This is a genomic window from Luteimonas colneyensis, from assembly GCF_014836665.1.
In the GTDB taxonomy this organism is placed as follows: domain Bacteria; phylum Pseudomonadota; class Gammaproteobacteria; order Xanthomonadales; family Xanthomonadaceae; genus Luteimonas; species Luteimonas colneyensis.
The window spans coordinates 1-18,955 of sequence record NZ_JACSQJ010000002.1 but is presented as its reverse complement, the minus strand read 5'-3'; the positions used below and the strand labels follow the sequence as shown (position 1 = coordinate 18,955).

The following is an 18,955-nucleotide window of genomic DNA, read 5'->3' as shown; positions in this document are numbered from 1 at the left end:
TTGCGGCACCGGGCGGCTTCGCCATGAATACGTTTGCAGCAGCGATGCCCGGCCCGCGCTGTGACTACCATGGCCGCGGAGAGCACGCACGGGGAGCAGTGGATGGAGCAGCAGGGCACCGACCGGAAGCCGCAGCTGTCGTTCTGGCAGATCTGGAACATGTGCTTCGGCTTCCTGGGCATCCAGTTCGGCTTTGCCCTGCAGAACGCCAACGTCAGCCGCATCTTCCAGACGCTGGGCGCGGACATGGACCAGATCCCGATCCTGTGGATCGCGGCGCCCCTGACCGGCCTGATCGTGCAGCCGATCGTGGGCTACCTGTCCGACCGCACCTGGACCGGCCTCGGTCGCCGCCGCCCCTACTTCCTGGTCGGCGCGGTGCTGGCCACGTTGGCCCTGTTCGTGATGCCGAACTCGCCGGCGCTGTGGGTCGCGGCCGGCACCCTGTGGGTGCTCGACGCTTCGATCAACATCGCCATGGAGCCTTTCCGTGCCTTCGTCGGCGACCAGCTGCCGGCGCGGCAGCGGCCGTCGGGCTATGCGATGCAGAGCTTCTTCATCGCCGTGGGCTCGGTGGTGGCAAGCATGCTGCCCTTCCTGCTGGCCAAGGCCGGCGTGGGCAACACCGCCGGTCCCGGCGAAGTGCCCGATACCGTGCGCTGCGCCTTCTACTTCGGCGGCGTGGTGCTGCTGCTGGCGATGGGCTGGACGGTGCTGCGCACGCGGGAATACCCGCCGGAGCGGCTGCAGGCCTGGGACGAGGCGCCGCCGCTTGCGCGCCGCGCGCGCGATCCGGCGCAGGCGCGGCGGATGGGGTTCGTCTGGCTGTCGGCAGGTGCCATCGGTGCGGCGGCGGTGGCCTGGTCGGGCCTGGACAGGCAGCTCCACATCCTGGCCGGCCTGGTCGCGGCCTACGGCATCGCGCTGCTGTTGCGTACGATCGTCGCGGGGGGCGGCGGCTTCGCCAGCATCATGGACGACCTGGGCGACATGCCCGGCACCATGCCCCGGCTGGCGCTGGTGCAGTTCTTCTCCTGGTTCGCGCTGTTCGCGATGTGGATCTACACCACGCCGGCGGTGACGGCGCTGCACTACGGCAGCACCGATACCGGTTCGGCCGCCTACAACGATGGCGCGAACTGGGTCGGCGTGCTGTTCGCCGCCTACAACGGCTTCGCCGCGCTGGCCGCGGTGGTGATCCCGTGGATGGTGCGGCGCATCGGCCTGCGCGCCAGCCACCTGGTGAACACCACGCTGGGCGGGCTGGGCCTGCTGTCGATGCTGCTGATCCGCGATCCGGCCTGGCTGCTGCTGTCGATGCTGGGCGTGGGCTTCGCCTGGGCCTCGATCCTTTCGCTGCCCTATGCGCTGCTGTCCGACAGCGTCCCGGCGAGCAAGATGGGCGTGTACATGGGCATCTTCAACTTCTTCATCGTGATCCCGCAGCTGGTCGCGGCCAGCCTGCTGGGCTTCCTGCTCAAGACCTTCTTCGGCAACCAGCCGCAGTTCGCGCTGGTGATCGGTGGCATCAGCCTGGTTGTGTCGGGGCTGTGCGTGCTGCGCGTGCGGGAGGCCTCGTGATGAAGCGCTGGCTGCTGCCGTCGGTCCTTGCCGTGCTGGTCGCCGGGTGCGCGCATGCTCCGCCCGGAGCGGAGGCGCCGCCCATGGCGGAGTACCACGGCACCCTCGAACGCTTCGCCGCGAACGCGGTGTACTTCGTGGTCACCGACCGCTTCGTCAACGGCGATCCCGGCAACGACCGCCGCGACCAGGGCGGGCCGGATCCCGAACGGCGCACGTTCGACCGCCCCACGCCGGGCGCGGGCGACAGCGGCGACAACATCGGCTACCTCGGCGGCGACTTCCGCGGCCTGCTCGACAACGCCGGCTACATCCGGGACATGGGCTTCGGAGCGGTCTGGCTCACGCCCATCGTCGACAACCCGGACGAAGCCTTCACCGGCGGCGACTCGCAGAACTCCGACGCCCTTTTCAAGGACCGCGGCAAGACCGGCTACCACGGCTACTGGGGCGTGAACTTCTTCGAGCTCGACGAGCACCTGCCGAGCCCGGGACTGGACTTCGCGGGGCTCACCGCCGGGCTGCGCGACGCGGGTCTGCTGACGGTGCTCGACATCGTCGCCAACCACGGCTCGCCCTCGTTCACGATGCCGGCCGACCAGCCGAAGTTCGGCGAGCTGTACGACGCCGATGGCCGCCTCGTCGCCGACCACCAGAACCTGGCACCGGCCGGACTCGATCCGGCGAACAATCCGCTGCACGCCTTCTTCCACGCCGAGCCCGACCTGGCCCAGCTCTCGAACCTCGACGACACCAACCCGGCGGTGCTCGACTATTTCGTTCGCGCCTATTCGCAGTGGATCGAGCAGGGCGCCGACGCCTTCCGCATCGACACCATCCGCCACGTGCCGCATCCGTTCTGGAAGGCCTTCAGCGATGCGATCCGCGCGAAGCATCCCGGCTTCTTCATGTTCGGCGAGGCCTTCGACCACGAGGCCGCCAACATCGCCCCGCACACATGGGCGGAGAACGGCGGCGTCAGCGTGCTCGACTTCCCGCTGAAGGAGCGGCTGGTGGAGGTGTTCGGCCGCGAGGGCGCCGGCTTCGAGCGCCTGGAGGAGCGGCTGTACCTCGCCGAAGGGCCCTACGCCAATCCCTACGAGCTGATGACCTTCTACGACAACCACGACATGCCGCGCATGGACGCCAGCGACGAAGGCTTCATCGACGCGCACCACTGGCTGTTCACCGCGCGCGGCATCCCGGTCATCTACTACGGTTCCGAAACCGGCTTCATGCGCGGTACCGGCGAGCACGCCGGCAACCGCAACTACTTCGGCCAGGCGCGCGTGGATGCGGCGCTCGGGCATCCCATCCGCGAGGCCATGGCGCGCATCGCCCGCGTGCGCGCCGGGACTCCGGCGCTGCAGCGTGGCCTGCAGCTCAACCTCGAACTGCAGGGCGACCGCGCCGCCTTCTACCGCGTGCTGCAGCACGGGGGCGTGGCGCAGACGGCGCTGGTGCTGCTCAACAAGGGCGACGCGCCGGCGGACTTCCGGATCACGCAGTGGCTGGAGCCGGGCGAGTGGCGTGGCGCGCTTGCCGGTGCGCGCGTCGATATCGCCGCCGGCGGTGCGCTGGAGGCTACGGTCCCGGCGCACGGCGTGGAGGTGTTCCTGCGCGATGGGCCGGTGCGCGACGCCGCGCTGCGCGAAGCGCTCGTCGCGGCGATGGAGGGCGCGCGTCCGCGGGACTGAGTCCGGCTGCGCCGTCTCCCCCGATGATCCCGGCCTCAGCGCTCCCCGCAGGACTGCCGCAGGACCAGCCGCGCCGGCAGCATCCGGCTGGCGGCGGGCCCGCCGTCGATCAGCGCCATCAGCGTCTCGACCAGCATCGCCCCCGCGCTCGACGTGTCCTGCGCCACCGTGGTCAGCGCAGGCGTGGTGAAGCGCGCCGCCGGGATGTCGTCGAAGCCGGCCACCGACACCTCCTCCGGCACCCGCAGACCGTGCTCGGCCAGCGCGCGTAGGGCGCCGATCGCGATCAGGTCGCTGGCGGCGAACACGGCGTCGAAAGGCTGGCCGCGCGCGATCAGCGCCCGCGCCGCGCCGTAGCCGTCGTCCTCCGAGCTCTGCGCGTCGATCTGCAGCGCCGGGTCCATCGCCAGCCCCGCCGCCTGCAGCGCCGCGTCGCAGCCGCGGTAGCGGTCGAAGAACTCCGGGTAGTGCGTGGACGCATCGCCGAGGAAGGCGATCCGTCGGCGCCCGAGCCCGAGCAGGTGCTCGCCCACCAGGCGCCCGCCCTGCAGGTTGTCGCAGCCGATCGACAGCCCGGGCTGGTCGGGCAGCACCGCACCCCAGCGCACGAAGCGGGTGCCGTGCGCCACCAGCGCTTCCAGCTTGCCGCGGTAGCTCAGGTAGTCGCCGTAGCCGAGCAGGATCAGGCCGTCGGCCTTCATGCTGCCGGCGTAGTCGGCGTGCCAGTCGTCGGACAGCTGCTGGAAGGACACCAGCAGGTCGTAGCCGGCGCGCGCCGCGGCGCGGGTGATCGAGCCCAGCATCGCCAGGAAGAACGGATTGATGTGCGAATCGTCCGAGGTCGGATCCTCGAACAGCAGCAGCGCGAGCGTGCCACTGCGCTGCAGGCGCAGGTTGGACGCGCGGCGGTCGACCGAATAGCCGAGCTCGCGCACCGCCGCCTCCACCCGCCTGCGGGTCTCGACGTTCACCAGCGGCGAGCCGTTGAGCACACGCGACACCGTCGCCTGCGACACGCCGGCCAGGTGGGCGATGTCGATCGAGGTCACCCGGTCGCGTTTGCTCTGCATGTCCTTCCCCGGTGCACAGGGGCGCAGTGTAGGAAATGACGGCGCCGTCGGCACGCGCCGCCTTCACGGCGCCGATGGCCTGATGGAGCTTCTTTCGCCGGAGCGCGTGCCATGTCGGGACTGTTCGAACTCGCGATGCCCTGGTGGGAGTTCGTGCTGCGCGCCACCGTGGTCTATTTCGTGGTGCTGGCGATGGTGCGGATGTCGGGCAAGCGCACGGTCGGCCAGTTCACCCCCTTCGACCTGCTCGTGGTGGTGCTGCTGGGCACGGCGGTGCAGAACTCGCTGATCGGCGAGGACGTGTCGCTGCTCGGCGGCCTCATCCTCGCGGGCACGCTCATTGCATGGAACTGGCTCGTGGGCTTCGCCACCTCGCGCAGCAGGACGCTCGACCGGCTGGCGGAGGGCACCCCGGTGCTGGTGGGCCGCGACGGCCAGCTGTTCGAATCCGCCATGCGGCGGGAGAACCTCAGCCGCCAGGACATCGAGGAGGCCCTGCGCGACAATGGCCTGGCCGATGTCTCCGGCGCCGCCATGATCACCCTGGAGGTCGACGGCACCATCACGGTGATACCGCGGAAGAAGGACTGAGGTGGGACAGTTCCTGCCACGGAACCAAGCTCGAACAAGAGCATCCAACCACGGATGACGCGGATTGCGCGTATTTACGCGGATCGCTTCCGGGCGATGGCATGGGCCACGACCAGGGCCCGGCAAACCTTCAAAAGGTGTTTCGCAACCGATCTTGCCTCGGCCTGATCCGCGTAAATCCGCGCAATCCGCGTCATCCGTGGTAAAGCCGTTTCGCTCCGTCAAAGCTCCGCAAGCCAATCCCGCGGCCGCAGGTAGTCGTCCAGCCGCGCCTCGGGGCTGCCTGGCTCCGGCCTGTAGCCATATTCCCAGCGCGCCAGCGGCGGCATGCTCATCAGGATCGATTCGCTGCGGCCGCCGGACTGCAGGCCGAAGTGGGTGCCACGGTCCCAGACCAGGTTGAACTCGACGTAGCGGCCGCGGCGGTAGAGCTGGAACTCGCGCTCGCGCTCGCCGTACTGCGTGGCCCGGCGGCGCTCGACGATCGGCAGCCAGGCGTCGAGGAAGCCGTCGCCTACAGCGCGGGTGTAGGCGAAGTCGCGCTCGAAGTCGTCGGCCAGGTCGTCATAGAACAGCCCGCCGACGCCACGCGTTTCGCCGCGGTGCTTGAGGAAGAAGTACTCGTCGCACCAGGCCTTGTGCGCGTCGTAGCGCGCCTGGCCGCCGAAGGGCTCGCACAGCGCGCGCGCGGTGCGGTGCCAGTGCAGCACGTCCTCGTCGAAGGGATAGAAGGGCGTGAGGTCGAAGCCGCCGCCGAACCAGGACGCCACCGTTTCGCCGTCGCGCTCGGCGCGGAAGTGGCGGACGTTGGCGTGGGTGGTCGGGATGTACGGATTGCGCGGATGGAACACCAGCGATACGCCGACCGCGCGCCAGGAGGCGCCGGCGAGCTCGGGCCGGTTCGCGGTGGCAGAAGGCGGCAGGCGGGTGCCGCGCACGTCGGAGAAGCCGATGCCGGCCTGCTCGAACACCGCGCCGTCGCGCATCACGCGGGTGCGGCCGCCGCCCGACAGGCCGCCGCTGGCGCTCTCGTCGGGGCGCGTCCACGCGTCCTCGTGGAAGCGGGCGGCGCCGTCGGCGCCTTCCATGGCCGCGCAGATGCGGTCCTGCAGGCCGGTGAGGTAGTCGCGGACGGCGTCGAAGTCGTTCATGACGCGATTGTAGGCCGTCAGCGGCCACCAGGCCGCACCCGGACGCTCCCTGCAGGAGCCGCTGTAGCGGCTCTGCGGAAGAGCGGGGCGGGATGCGGGGATCAGGGCTTCAGCGCGCGCTCGAACAGCTCGTGGATCCGCCGGTACTGGTCGTACCACGAATCTGAGTGCACGTAGCCGTGGCGCTCCAGCGGATAGCTCGCCAGCTCCCACTTGTCTTTGCGCAGTTCGATCAGGCGCTGCGCCAGCATCACCGAGTCCCGGTAGAACACGTTGTCGTCGATCATGCCGTGGGCGATCAGCAGATGATCCTGCAGGCCCTCGGCGTACTCCATCGGCGAGGACTTCGCATAGGCCTCGGGATCGAGCTCCGGGGTGTTGAGGATGTTGGCGGTGTAGGCGTGGTTGTACTGCGACCAGTCGGTCACCGGGCGCAGCGCGGCGCCGGCCTTGAACACGCCCGGCTCGCGGAACAGCGCCATGAAGGTCATGAAGCCGCCGTAGCTGCCGCCGTAGATGCCGACGCGGTCGCGGTCGCCCTGGCGGTTGGCGACGATCCAGTCGATGCCGTCGAGGTAGTCCTCCAGTTCCGGATGCCCCATCTGCCGGTAGATCGCCGTGCGCCAGTCGCGGCCGTAGCCCTCGGACGCGCGGAAGTCGAGGTCCAGCACGATGTAGCCCTGCTGCACCAGCATGTTGTGGAACATCTGCTCGCGGAAATAGTTCGGGTAGCGGTCGCTGACGTTCTGCAGATAGCCGGCGCCGTGCACGAACAGCACCACCGGGTACTTGCGCCCGGGCTCCATGGTGGCCGGACCGTAGTACTTGCCCCAGACGGTGCCGGCGCCGTGCTTCGAGGGCACCTGCACGGTCTCGGGCTGCAGCCAGTCGTAGGCCTTGAACTCGGCCGTGCGCGTGTCGGTGAGCTGGCGCGCGCCGCCGCCGGCGGCATCGAGCACCGACAGCTGCGGCGGCATGTAGCTGGTCGAGTGCCGCACCAGCAGCTGGCGGCCGTCGGGCGAGGCGACGAAGTCCTCGACGCCGTCGAGCGCGGTCAGCTCGCGCACTTCGCCGCCGTCGGCGCCGACCTGGCAGACCTCGTAGTCGCCCGGACGCGCGCGGTTGCACAGGAACAGGAAGCTGCGGCCATCCGCGGCCAGCACCGGCATCGACGCTTCCCAGCGGCCCGAGGTCAGCGCGCGCGCGCGGCCGCCGGTGGAGGTGTACAGCTGCGACCAGCCCGATTCCTCGGACAGGAACCACAGCGTGCGGCCGTCCGGCATCCAGCCGAACTCGTTGAAGCTCCAGTTGATCCAGGCCTCGTCGGTCAGGCGATGCACCGGCTGCAGCGCGGCCTTTGCCAGGTCGACGGTGGCCAGCCAGCGGTCCTTGTTGTCGACCGAGTGCAGCATCAGCGCGAGGCCCTGGCCGTCGTCGCTCCAGCGCGCGCCGCCGGAGACGTCGCCGCCCCAGCCCTCGACGCGCACCGGGCGGTTGCCCTTCAGCGCGTCCTTGCCGGCGGCCTTGCGCAGTGCCGCCAGCGGATCGGTGGCGATGCCGGGCAGCGCGTCGGTCTTCAGTTCGCGCACTTGGCCGTCGGCCACCGAGACCAGCCAGAACGCCTGCGGCGCCGGATCGTTGCGGCCTACGCGCGTGCGCACGTCCTCGAACTCCTCGTAGCCGGACTCGGTGACGTACTTCGGCATCTTCCCGGCCTGGCCGCCGTCCGCGCCCTTGGCCTGGGTGACGACGAGCAGCCAGCGGCCGTCTGGCGACATCGCGCTGCCCTGGATCTCGACGTCCTTGCCCAGGTACGCCGGTGCCGGCGCGCGCGAGGGATCCTCGCTGCGCCAGGCCTCGGCCTGGGTGCGCAGCTCCTCGCGGCGCTCGCGCTCGGTGCGCAGGGTTTCGATGTAGCGCAGCTGGCGCTCGCGCAGGGCGTCGGGCTTCGGCGCGGTGCCGGGCGCGTCCTCGGCCTTCAGGCTTGCGGCCTGGCCGACGCCGGTGGTGGCGGTCCAGCGGAACCAGTCGTTGCCGCTGCGCCAGGACAGCGAGCCGTCGCGACCCCACTGCAGCTGGGATTCGCCGCCTTCGGTGCGGGTGAGCTGGGTCAGGCCGCCGCTGCGCAGGTCGCGCACGAAGACGTCGCTGTTGCGCAGGAAGGCCATGCGCGCGCGGGTGGCGTCGAACAGCGGGTCGGCGGCATCGATGCCGCCGCGCGCCGCGCCCTCGACCACGCGCGCCGCGCCGCCGGCCACCGGCTGCGCCCAGGTGTCGCGCACGTTGCTGCCGCTGCGCTTGGCCAGGTAATACGCCGTGTCGCCGTCCCAGGACCACCACATGCGCTCCACCGGCGCGCCGATCCAGTCGGGGTCGGCCATCACCCGGTGCAGGTCGAGCGCCTGCGTGGGCTGGGCCGAAGCCGGCAGCGCCGGCACCGTCGCGAGCAGCAGTGAAAGCGACAGCAGGGAAGCAGCGGAACGGTCGTGCATGGTGCGATGGCCCCGGAAACGTGACGCGCCAGCGTATCAGCCGCGGCCGCGCCGGCTCTGGGCCGGTGGTCATGGCCGCGCCCGCCGGGGCGCGTTCACGCCGCCTGAACCGCAGCGCGGGCGTGCCGGCGCAGAATGGCGTTTGCCCTGTCCTGAACGCCACGGAGAACCGCGTGGATGCCCTGCTGCTGTCGAGGATCCAGTTCGGCTTCGTCATCACCTTCCACATCCTGTTCCCGGCCTTCACCATCGGCCTGGCGCACTGGCTCGCCTTCCTCGAGTGGCGCTGGCTGCGCACGCAGGACGGGAAGTGGCGCGACCTGTACTTCTTCTGGCTGAGGATCTTCGCCATCAGCTTCGGCATGGGCGTGGTCAGCGGCATCGTGATGAGCTTCCAGTTCGGCACCAACTGGGCGGTGCTGAGCGAGCGCGCCGGCGCCATCCTCGGCCCGCTGCTGAGCTACGAGGTGCTGACCGCGTTCTTCCTCGAGGCCAGCTTCCTCGGCGTGATGCTGTTCGGCTGGAACCGGGTGTCGCCGAAGCTGCACTTCCTGTCGACCTGCATGGTCGCGCTGGGCACGCTGTTCTCGACCTTCTGGATCCTGGCCGCGAACAGCTGGATGCAGACGCCGCAGGGCCACGAGGTGGTCGACGGGATGTTCGTGCCCGTCGACTGGTTCGCGGTGATCTTCAATCCCTCGTTCCCCTACCGCCTGGCGCACATGGTGCTGGCGGCCTTCATCACCACCTGCTTCGTGATCGGCGGCGTCAGCGCCTGGTACCTGCGGCGCGGCGTGCACGTGGAGGAGGGGCGCCGGATGCTGAAACTGGCGGTGGCCTTTGCCGCGATCGCGCTGCCGCTGCAGGTGCTGGTTGGCGACCTGCACGGGCTCAACGTCGGCGAACATCAGCCGGTCAAGCTGGCGGCGATGGAGGCGCACTGGGAGCACGGCGAACCGGGTGCCGGCGTTCCGCTCATCCTGTTCGCGATCCCCGACGCGGAGAACGAGAACAACCGCTACGAAGTCGCCATCCCGCGCCTGGGCAGCCTGATCCTGACCCACAGCTGGGACGGCGAGGTCGAGCCGCTGACCGCGGTGCCGGCAAGCGAACGGCCGCCGATCGCGCCGGTGTTCTGGGGCTTCCGGATCATGGTCGGGCTGGGCGTGGCGATGCTGCTGCTGGCGCTGGCCTCGGCCTGGGCCTGGCGGCGCGGCTGGCTGTTCGAGTCGCGCTGGCTGCTCGACGGCTGGCGGCTGCTGAGCCCGGCGGGTTTCATCGCGCTGCTCGCGGGCTGGTACGTGGTCGAGATCGGCCGCCAGCCCTGGGTGGTGTACGGGCTGCTGCGCACCAGCGATGCGGTGAGCCCCAACATCACCGCGGCGGCCGTCATGACCTCGCTGGCCACTTATGCGGTGGCCTATGCGGTGATCTTCGGGGCCGGCATCTGGTACCTGCTGGGCCTGGTGCGCAAGGGGCCGCAGCCGTTCGAGGAGCCGCCGCGCACCGAGGGCGGCGACAAGACCCCGGCGCGCCCGCTCTCGGTCGGCGAGCGCGAGCATGCCAGCACTGAGCCCGCCAGCACGGCGCCGGCGGGCACGGCACCCACGCGCACGGAGGGCCCGTGATGGAGACCGCGACCTGGCTGCCGGTGGCCTGGTACTTCGTGATCGGCTTCGGCGTGATGATGTACGTGCTGCTCGACGGCTTCGTGCTGGGCCTGGGCATCCTCGCGCCCTTCGCCGAGGACGGCGACCAGCTCGACCACATGATGAACACCGCCGCGCCGATCTGGGACGGCAACGAGACCTGGCTGGTGCTCGGCGGCACCGGACTGCTGGCCGCCTTCCCCAGGGCCTACGCGATCCTGCTGTCGGCGCTGTACCTGCCGGTGCTGGTGATGCTGGTGGCGCTGATCTTCCGCGGCGTCGCCTTCGAGTTCCGCTTCAAGGCCCGACGCGGGAAGCGCTTCTGGGGCGGCGCGTTCGCGGCCGGCTCGATGGTGGCGGCGTTCGCGCAGGGCGTGATCCTGGGCGCGCTGGTCGAGGGCATGCCGCTGGAGGAGGGCAAGTACCTCGGCGGCGCGCTCGACTGGTTCAGCCCGTTCTCGATGCTGACCGGCGTGGCGGTGGTGTTCGGCTATGCGCTGCTCGGCGCGGGCTGGCTGATCCTGAAGACCGAAGGCCGCCTGCAGCAGGTGGCGCGCACGGTGACCCGGCCGCTGGTGCTGGTGGTGGTCGCGTTCATGGGCCTGGTCAGCACCTGGCTGCCGTTCCTCGACTCCCAGGTCATGGCGCGCTGGTTCGAGGGCGGCAACTTCTGGTGGCTGGCGCCGGTGCCGCTGCTGGCGCTGGTGAACGCGTTCTGGCTGTGGCGCGCGGCGATGCGCGAAGGGCGCGACGCGCGCCCGTTCCTGCTGACGCTGAGCTTCTTCGTGCTCGGCTTCGCGGGGCTGGTGGTCGGGATCTGGCCGAACATCATCCCGCCGTCGCTGAGCATCTGGGATGCGTCCTCGCCGCCGTCGTCGCAGGGCTTCACCCTGGTCGGGCTGGCCATCCTGCTGCCGATCATCCTCGGCTACACCGCGTGGTCGTACTCGGTGTTCCGGGGCAAGATCCAGGCCGACGCCGGCTACCACTGAGCCTCCGCCGCGCCGTCCACGCGCGGCGCCGGGGCGCCGCGGCGCGCTTGCTTTATGCTTCATCCCTGCACGCGTGCGCCCGCGCGCTGGAACCGCCGATGCAAGCCTTCGTCTACAAGAGCCTTCGAAAGGCCGATACCTACGTCTACCTCGCCGGCCGCGACGACTTCGGCCGCATCCCCGACCCGGTCCGCGGCGAGCTCGGCGAGCTGCGCTTCGTGCTCGAGGTCGCGCTGGTCCCCGGCCGCCGCCTTGCGCGCGAGGACGCCGACGTGGTCCGCGCCAACCTCGCCGGCCGCGGCTTCCACCTGCAGATGCCGCCCCGCGCGGGCGTGGATCCGCTGACCGGCGACTGGGGCACCGATGCCTGAGCGCGCGTCCATGAAGACCTGGCTGCCGCTGGTTGCCGGCGTCCTGCTGGCGCTGCTGGCCGGCGCACCGGAGGCCGCGGTCGCGGCGCTGGCGGCCTGCCTGGCGCAGCCTGCGCTGGCGCTCGGCCTGCGCGCGCGCCTGGGCGGCGGGCTGCCCGCCGGAGCCGCGCTCCGCCGCGACCTGCTGGCCGTGCTGCTGCTGTGGAGCCTGGCGCTGGCCGCGGGCGCACTGCTGGTGGGCTGGCCGCTGTCGGCGCTGGTTGCCAGCCGCGGCGCCTCGCCCGGCCCGGCGCTCGCGCTCAGCGCCACCGCCGGCCTGGGCGTGATCGCGCTCTGGCGGCTGTGGCCGCTGTGGCAGCGCGCCGAGGGCGAGGGCGGCCGGACGCTGGCCGGGCACTGGAGTTCGCTCGACGAGGTCGATGGCTCCAGCTGGCGCGGGCTTGGCGCCGCGCTCGCGATCGCCGCCATCCTCGCGCTGGCGCTGGCGCTCGCATGGCCGGGCCTGGTGGCCGGTGGCGCGCGCTGGATCCTGGCGGTGCTGGCCGCCATCGCCTGGCCGCTGCTGCACCTGGCGCTGCTGCGCACGCCGCTGGCGCAGGTGGCGCTGGACGTGCTCGAGATGCCCGAGCCGGCGCACCCGGCCGCGCTGGACGATGCCGAAGCCGCGGCCGCCGACCCCGTCGCGGCCCTGTATGCCGCGGCGCGCGGCGGCCGGGTCGAGCGGGCCCTGGACCTGCTGGCCCAGGGCGCCGATCCGCACGCCCGGCCGGAGCCGGAGAGCCGCGACCAGCGCTCGCTGGCGGTGCTGGCGGCGGTGCTGCCGGACCTGCGCCTGCTGCGCGACCTGATCACCCGCGGCGTCGACCTCAACGACGCGCACGCCGGCCTGACGCCGCTGCTGGCGGCGACCCGCGACAGTTGGCACGGCCGCCCCGAAGCGGTGATGACCCTGCTCGCCAACGGAGCCGACCCGCGCGCCGCCGACCGCGACGGCAACACGCCGCTGCACCACGCCGCGCGCAGCTCCGATCCCGGCGTCGCCGCCCTGCTGCGCGACGCCGCCGCCGAGCTCGATGCCCGCAACGCCGACGGCGTGACCCCGCTCGGCATCGCCTGCGGCTGCGGCAACTGGCGCCTCGCCCGCTTCCTGCTCGAACGCGGCGCGCGCACCGAGCCCGAAGGCGGCTCGCCGCCGCTGCTGGCCGCGGCCGGCGGCGACGACGACGATGCCGCCGGCGTCGCCCTGCTGCTCCGGCACAAGGCCCGCGTGGACGCCCGCGACGCCCGCGGCCGCAGCGCGCTGCACGAGGCCGCGCTCGCTGGCCACGTCGAGATCATGGCCGCGCTGCTCGAGGCGAAGGCGGACGCCGACGCCCGCGACGCCGCCGGGCGCACGCCGCTGCTGGACGCCGCCGCCGGTGGGCACGCGGCCGCGCTCGACCTGCTGGCCGGCCGCGCCGACGTGCACGCCGTCGACGCCGAAGGCCGCAACGCCCTGCACCTGGCCTGCCTGTGCGGCAGCGGCAGCGCGGCGCTGGCCACGCGCCTGCTCGAACTGGAGGTCGACGCGCAGCTGGCCGACGAAGGCGGCAAGCGCCCGGTCGAGCATGCGGCGTCCGGCGGGCGCTGGGCGATGGTCGCCGTGCTCGACCCGGCGCATCCGCTCCCGGCCAGCGTCCTTGGCGGCGACAGCGAAGCGCCGGTCGACCGCGCGCCGCTGGAGGTGCTGCGCGAACAGCTCGCCGAGGGCCGTTTCGAGGAACTCGAGCCGCTGGCGCAGCTTGTTTCTCCCGCCGAACTTGGCGGGCTGCTGCTTGATGGCGAGTCGCCGCCGGCGCCGGCACGCATCGAGTGGCTGCTGCGCAACGGCGCCGACCCGGATGCGCGCGCGGAGGGCGAAGACACCGCGCTGCTGCAGCTGCTGGGCCGGGGCACGGCGGCGCTGCCCGCCGCCCAGGCGCTTCTGCGCGGCGGCGCATCGCCGGCCGGCGCCGGCGGCCTGGCGCGCTTCCTCGAGGCCTGCGTGCGCGAGGACCAGGCGGCGCGCGGGCTGGAGCAGTTCGCGCTGGAGCTGGTCGAGCGCGGCGCCGACATCCTGGCCCCGTCGCCTGGCGGCGATCCCGCGGCGGGGCTGGCGGTGCGGCTGGGCTGGATGCGCCTGCTCGAGCGCCTGGTCGCCGACGGCGTCGATCTCGACCGCCGCGACGGCCACGGCATGACCGCGCTGCACCTGGCCGCCGCGCTCGGCCGCGAGCCGGCGCTGCGACTGCTCGTCAGGGGCGGCGCTTCGCCGGCGGTGCGCGCCGCCGACGGCCAGACGCCGCTGGGCGTGGCGCTGTCCGCCGGCCGCCGCGACCTCGCCGACTGGCTGGACTGGACCGGCTGGACGCTTCCCGGCCGCCCGCTGCGCGAAGCCGACGTGCCGGCCGCCGCGATGGCCGGCGATGCCGGCGCCGTGCGCCGCCTGCTCGATCTCGGATTCGCGGTCGACGCCGTCGACGACAAGGGCTGCACCGGCCTGCTGCGCGCCGCCGGCGGCGGCCACGCCGAGGTGCTGGAGCTGCTGCTCGAGCGCGGCGCCGACCCGCAGCGCGCCGCGCACACCGGCGCCACCCCGCTCTCGGCCGCGGTCAGCATGCGCCACGGCGTCATCGTCGAACGCCTGCTGCGCGCGAAGGTCGCGCTCGAACACCGCCTGCCCGGCGACGTCACCGTGCTGATGATCGCCGCCGCGCTCGGCATGCCCGACATCTGCGCGCGCCTGCTCACCGCCGGCGCCAACATCCAGGCCGCCGACGCCCAGGGCCTGACGCCGCTGCACTGCGCCGCGCTCTACGGCTTCACCGCGCGCGACCGCCCGCGCCTGCTGGCCCTGTTCGACACCCTGCTGCTGGCCGGTGCCGAGGCCGACGCCGAGGCCGCCGGCGGGGTCACGCCGCTGCTGCTGCTGCTGGGCGCGCGCGCCGAGCCCGGCACCGCCTGCGACGAGGACGTGGTGCAGGCCGCGGTCGACCGCCTGCTCGACGAGGACACGCGGCTGGACGCGCAGGACCCGCGCGGCTTCGGCCCGCTGCACCTGACCGCCCTGCACGGCCTGCTGCGCCTGGCCCGCCACCTGCTGCGCGCCGGCTGCGATCCCGACCTGCGCGACGCGCTCAACCGCACGCCGCGCGAGGTCGCGGTGATGCGCGGCTTCATCGACGTGGCCGCCGAGTTCGCACCGCCGCCGTCGGGCGTGTCGATGGCGCGGTTCCTGCGCGACCGGGGCTGACGTCAACGCCGCAGCGCGGGCGGGACAGGTGCACGGCATGTCCGTGCGGCTTGACCCGGATCATGGGAACCGGGGCGGCACGGGCGCGACCATGGCGGCATGGGCCACTACGCCGTCATGCACGTCCTGCACCTGTTCGCCGCGTTCGTGTTCGTGGGCACCGTGTTCTTCGAGGTGCTGATCCTCGAGCGCGTGCGCCGGCACGTGCCGCGCAACGCCATGCACCTGGTCGAGGCCGGCATCGGCCGCCGCGCGAGCCGGCTGATGCCGTGGGTGCTGCTGGTGCTCTACGGCAGCGGACTGGGCATGGCCTGGCGCTATCGCGCGCTGCTCGCGGACGCGCTGGCCGGCGGCTTCGGCCTGCTGCTGGCGCTCAAGATCGTGCTCGCGTTCAGCGTCGCCGGCCACTTCATCCTGGCGATGTCACTGCGCCGCAGTGGGCGCCTGGTGTCTTCCGTGTCCAGGCGCCTCCACGTCAGCCTGTTCTGGCACATGGTCGGCATCGTGCTGCTGGCCAAGCTCATGTTCCACCTGGGCTGAGGCCCCGCGCCTCAGTCCGCCGGCGAGAGTAGCCAGGCCTGGCTGTCGATGCCGGTGCAGGTGGACGCCTGGACCGCGCGGCGCCTCGTGCGCGAATGGTCCATGCACAGTCCGGCCACGCGCAGTTCGCCCGCCTGGGTGGCGGTGAAGCGCTGGGTGGCCACGCCGCTGCAGGCCTGCAGCCGCAGCGCCGCGCCGTGGGTCGTGCCCGAGGCGGCGGCGCAGCGCTCCGAGGCCGGGTTGTACAGCGAGCCGTCGCCGCGCAGGATCCAGCGCTGCCCGGCCGCGCCGGTGCAGGGCCAGGCGGCGAGCGCGGTCCCGGCCGCGGGCGATGGCGCGTGCAGGCACTGCCCCGACAGCGTCGACACCCGGGACTCCACCGTGTCGCCGGTGCCGACGATGCGGTAGAGGGTGCCGGTGAGGCTGGCCAGGTAGAGCTCGCCGTCGGCGTCCTCGCCGAAGGCCACCGGCTGGCTGATCGTGCCGGCGGGGATCGGGTCCTCGATGCGCGGCTGGCCGGCGTCGAAGGTGATCGTGCGCACCGCGGTGTTGCAGTAGTCGGTGAAGAAGTAGCGTCCCGCCAGCGACGGGTAGGCGGCGCCCCGGTAGACGCGGCCGCCGGTGATCGAGCAGTTGCCGGCGGAGTGGCTGGTGGTCGCCAGCGGCTCGAAGTAGGCGCCGCTGCAGCCGGCGGTGTTGTAGGGCTGGTCGCCCTCGTAGCAGCGCCAGCCGAAGTTGAGGCCGCCGCCGGTGCCGGCCGGGATGAAGTTGATCTCCTCGTAGGCGTTCTGGCCGACGTCGGCGATCCACAGGTCGCCCAGCAGGGCGTCGAAGGCGATGCGCCAGGGATTGCGCAGGCCCAGCGCGAAGACCTCGTCGCAGCCGGCGCCGCCGGGGCCGTCGGCGTAGGCGTTGCCGGCGGGGATGGCGTAGTTGGCGCCGCTGGCGATGCTGCAGTCGCGCCCGCCGCTGCCGTCGACGTCGATCCGCAGCAGCTTGCCGAGCAGGCGGCCGGGGTTCTGCGAATTGTTCTGCGGGTCCCCGCCGCTGCCGCCGTCGCCCGAGGCGATGTAGAGGTAGCCGTCGGGGCCGAACTGGATGTCGCCGCCGTTGTGGTTGCTGTAGGGCTGCTCGAACTCCAGCAGCACCAGCTCGGAGGCGGGGTCGGCCACGTTGGCGTCCGTGCCCACCTTGAAGCGCGAGATGCGGGTGCGGTCGAGGCCGCTGCCGGGTGGATCGAAGGTGTAGTTGACGTAGAACCAGCCGTTCTTCGCGTACTGCGGATGGAAGGCGAGGCCGAGCAGGCCCTGCTCGTTGCCCGAGTCGTCGACCCGGTCCTGGATGTCCAGGAAGGGCAGCGGGCGCAGCGTGCCCTGGTCGATCACGCGGATGCGGCCGGGCTGCTCGGCCACGAACAGGCGCGCGTCGCCGGCGTGGGTGATGACCACCGGCTGCGACAGCCCGCTGGCGAACGGCTCCAGGGTCGCTTCCGACGGCGGCGGCGCGGGCGGCTCCGGCGGGCCGCCGCTGCCGTTGCGCACGGTGATCGCGAGCTGGCCGGTGCCGACCCCGTCGCCGAGCAGGTCGAGCTGGCCGTTGGTCGAATTGCCGGCGGCGTACAGCGTGACCGGACCGTTCCAGGTCGGTGCGCGCCAGCGGAAGCCGAAGCTCACCGCGCCGCCGGAAAAGGCCTTGGGCTGCGTGTGCGAGATCTCGCCGCCGATCACGTGCACGTCCTTGCCGGGGGCCTGGAAGCTGCCGGCGGCACCCGACGACGACACGCCCAGGCCGCCGGTCGCGCCGGGGCCACCGCTGATGGTCACCGTGAAATCGGCGATGGTGCCGGCATCGAGCACCTGCGGCCCGCTGATGGTGACCGTGGGCGTGCTGGCACCGCGGGCATGGCAGGCGGTGCACGTCGCGCCGTTCTGCGTGGCGGGGTTGCCGGAGAAGCCGTTGCGCCCGTGCAGGCTGGCATCGGCATGGCCGTAGGCGAGGAGGGCGGCGACTGCGAACAGCGGACGGGACAGGGTCTTGCGCATTGCGGAACCCCCGGGGCGTGGCCGTGGCGAAAGGCCCGAGTATTGCGCAGGGACCGTGCATCGTGAAACCGGGTTCACCACCAGCTTGTGCAGACTGCGCCGGGTTTCCTCCCCGCGGACCCCGGCACATGGACCTGAAGAGCGGCTACCCCTGGTGGGCGGTGAAGAACGGGCTGATGCACGCCTTTCCCCCGCTCGAGCGCGACCTTCGCTGCGACGTCGCGGTGGTCGGTGGTGGCGTCACCGGCGCGCTGATCGCCGACGAGTTCGCGGCCCACGGGCACGAGGTCGCCGTCCTCGAGCAACGCGACGTCGGCTGGGGCAGCAGCGCGGTGAGCACGGCGTTGCTGCAGTACGAGATCGACACGCACATGGTCGATCTGGCGAGGCGACACGGCGAGGCCGCGGCACTTCTCGCCTACCGGTCCTGCGTGGAGGCGATCGACCAGCTCGCGGCACTGGCCGCGCGCGTGCGCGACGTCGGCTTCCGGCGCTGCGGCAGCCTGTACTACGCGAGCAAGCGCCGGCATCGCGGCGCCCTGCGCGAGGAGTTCGAGGCCCGCGCCGCACGTGGCTTCGCGGTGGCGTGGCTTGATTCCGGCGACGTCCGGGACCGCTACGGTTTCGACGCGCCCTGCGCGATCCTCAGCCGGACCGGTGCCCAGGTCGACAGCTATCGGCTGGCGTTGCGCATCTTCGCGAAGCTCCGGGCCGCCGGCGTGCACGTGCACGACCGCACGCGGGTCGAGGACATCGTGCCCGACGCCCGTGGCGTGACCCTGCGCACCGACGCCGGCGCCACCGTGCGGGCACGCCACGTGGTCCTCGCCGCCGGCTATGCCGGCCAATCGTGGCTGCGGCAGCGGGTCGCGCGAAACCGCAGCAGCTACGCCTTCGTGACCGATCCCATCGCGCCGGAGCGGTTGGGCGCGCTGCGCCGCACGCTGCTGTGGGAAACCGCCCGGCCCTACCTCTACATGCGCAGTACGTCCGACGATCGCCTGCTGGTGGGCGGCGAGGACGATGCGATCGACGTCGCCGCGCGGCGCGACCGGCGGGTCGATGCCAAGGCCGGGCGGCTGCGGAAGCAGGTGGCCGCGCTGTTCCCCGACCTGCCGCTGGCGCCGGCCTTCGCCTGGGCCGGCACCTTCGCCGAGACCGCGGACGGCCTGCCGTTCTTCGGCCCGCATGCCCAGTACGGGCCGCGCGTGCACTTCGCCATGGCCTACGGCGGCAACGGCATCACTTACAGCATGCTCGGCGCCGGCCTGCTGCGGGCGCTGGTGGAGCGCCGGCGGCATCCGCTGGCGGAGCTGTTCTCGTTCGCCAGGCTGAAGTGAAGCGCGAACTCCCGGGGCAGGCACCGCAATGAAAAGATTCTTCTCGCAGGTGAGGAGAAGAGGCTCGCGGTCGAGCTGGCTGTGGTGATGTTGGATCGGCGTCTGCTACGGCCAGTGATGCTTGCGGAGCTGGGTCGTGATGCAAGTCGGCTCCGTGGTGGTGTACGC

Annotated in this window: 13 protein-coding genes; 9 read left to right on the top strand and 4 right to left on the bottom strand. The window is 72.1% G+C overall.

Annotated elements, in window-relative coordinates:
- Positions 1-102 precede the first annotated feature (102 nt).
- Together H9645_RS04210 and H9645_RS04205 are read left to right on the top strand one after the other, a co-directional pair.
- Positions 103-1,581 (top strand): MFS transporter, encoded by a 1,479-nt coding sequence (locus H9645_RS04210; RefSeq protein ID WP_191728951.1) that lies wholly within the window; start codon positions 103-105, stop codon positions 1,579-1,581.
- Positions 1,581-3,278: an alpha-amylase family glycosyl hydrolase gene (locus tag H9645_RS04205; RefSeq protein WP_191728497.1), complete on the top strand. Its 1,698-nt coding sequence runs from the start codon at positions 1,581-1,583 to the stop codon at positions 3,276-3,278. The genes H9645_RS04210 and H9645_RS04205 overlap by 1 nt, the downstream gene beginning before the upstream one ends.
- A gap of 35 nt (positions 3,279-3,313) precedes the next feature.
- Here the strand turns inward: H9645_RS04205 and H9645_RS04200 are convergent, their stop codons facing one another.
- The gene (locus tag H9645_RS04200; protein WP_191728496.1) at positions 3,314-4,348 is read right to left on the bottom strand and encodes a LacI family DNA-binding transcriptional regulator; all 1,035 of its coding nucleotides are present in this window, start codon (positions 4,346-4,348) and stop codon (positions 3,314-3,316) included.
- A 111-nt stretch (positions 4,349-4,459) separates the two neighbouring features.
- Here H9645_RS04200 and H9645_RS04195 point away from each other — a divergent pair, with 111 nt between their 5' ends.
- Positions 4,460-4,939, top strand: a complete 480-nt coding sequence (locus tag H9645_RS04195) for a DUF421 domain-containing protein (RefSeq protein ID WP_191728495.1) — start codon at positions 4,460-4,462, stop codon at positions 4,937-4,939.
- A 221-nt stretch (positions 4,940-5,160) separates the two neighbouring features.
- On the opposite strand, the gene hemF is transcribed toward H9645_RS04195, so the two are convergent.
- Together hemF and H9645_RS04185 are read right to left on the bottom strand one after the other, a co-directional pair.
- On the bottom strand, positions 5,161-6,090 hold the full coding sequence (gene hemF, locus H9645_RS04190; RefSeq protein WP_191728494.1) for an oxygen-dependent coproporphyrinogen oxidase: 930 nt from the start codon (positions 6,088-6,090) through the stop codon (positions 5,161-5,163).
- A gap of 101 nt (positions 6,091-6,191) precedes the next feature.
- On the bottom strand, positions 6,192-8,582 hold the full coding sequence (locus H9645_RS04185; protein ID WP_191728493.1) for a S9 family peptidase: 2,391 nt from the start codon (positions 8,580-8,582) through the stop codon (positions 6,192-6,194).
- A 173-nt stretch (positions 8,583-8,755) separates the two neighbouring features.
- Between H9645_RS04185 and H9645_RS04180 the strand changes: the two genes are divergently transcribed.
- The 5 genes from H9645_RS04180 (at position 8,756) to H9645_RS04160 (ending at position 15,405) form a co-directional block, all read left to right on the top strand.
- Positions 8,756-10,210: a cytochrome ubiquinol oxidase subunit I gene (locus H9645_RS04180; RefSeq protein WP_191728492.1), complete on the top strand. Its 1,455-nt coding sequence runs from the start codon at positions 8,756-8,758 to the stop codon at positions 10,208-10,210.
- Positions 10,210-11,223: a cytochrome d ubiquinol oxidase subunit II gene (gene cydB, locus H9645_RS04175; RefSeq protein WP_191728491.1), complete on the top strand. Its 1,014-nt coding sequence runs from the start codon at positions 10,210-10,212 to the stop codon at positions 11,221-11,223. Before H9645_RS04180 ends, cydB begins: the two co-directional genes overlap by 1 nt.
- 98 nt (positions 11,224-11,321) lie before the next feature.
- Entirely contained in the window at positions 11,322-11,594 is a 273-nt protein-coding gene (locus H9645_RS04170) for a YcgL domain-containing protein (protein WP_189496351.1), read from the top strand.
- A gap of 10 nt (positions 11,595-11,604) precedes the next feature.
- The gene (locus tag H9645_RS04165; protein ID WP_225218009.1) at positions 11,605-14,865 is read left to right on the top strand and encodes an ankyrin repeat domain-containing protein; all 3,261 of its coding nucleotides are present in this window, start codon (positions 11,605-11,607) and stop codon (positions 14,863-14,865) included.
- Between the two features lie 99 nt (positions 14,866-14,964).
- Positions 14,965-15,405: a CopD family copper resistance protein gene (locus H9645_RS04160; RefSeq protein WP_191728489.1), complete on the top strand. Its 441-nt coding sequence runs from the start codon at positions 14,965-14,967 to the stop codon at positions 15,403-15,405.
- A gap of 11 nt (positions 15,406-15,416) precedes the next feature.
- Here the strand turns inward: H9645_RS04160 and H9645_RS04155 are convergent, their stop codons facing one another.
- Entirely contained in the window at positions 15,417-17,447 is a 2,031-nt protein-coding gene (locus H9645_RS04155) for a PQQ-dependent sugar dehydrogenase (RefSeq protein ID WP_191728488.1), read from the bottom strand.
- Between the two features lie 128 nt (positions 17,448-17,575).
- Here H9645_RS04155 and H9645_RS04150 point away from each other — a divergent pair, with 128 nt between their 5' ends.
- Entirely contained in the window at positions 17,576-18,787 is a 1,212-nt protein-coding gene (locus H9645_RS04150) for an NAD(P)/FAD-dependent oxidoreductase (RefSeq protein WP_191728487.1), read from the top strand.
- The last annotated feature ends 168 nt before the right edge of the window (positions 18,788-18,955 follow it).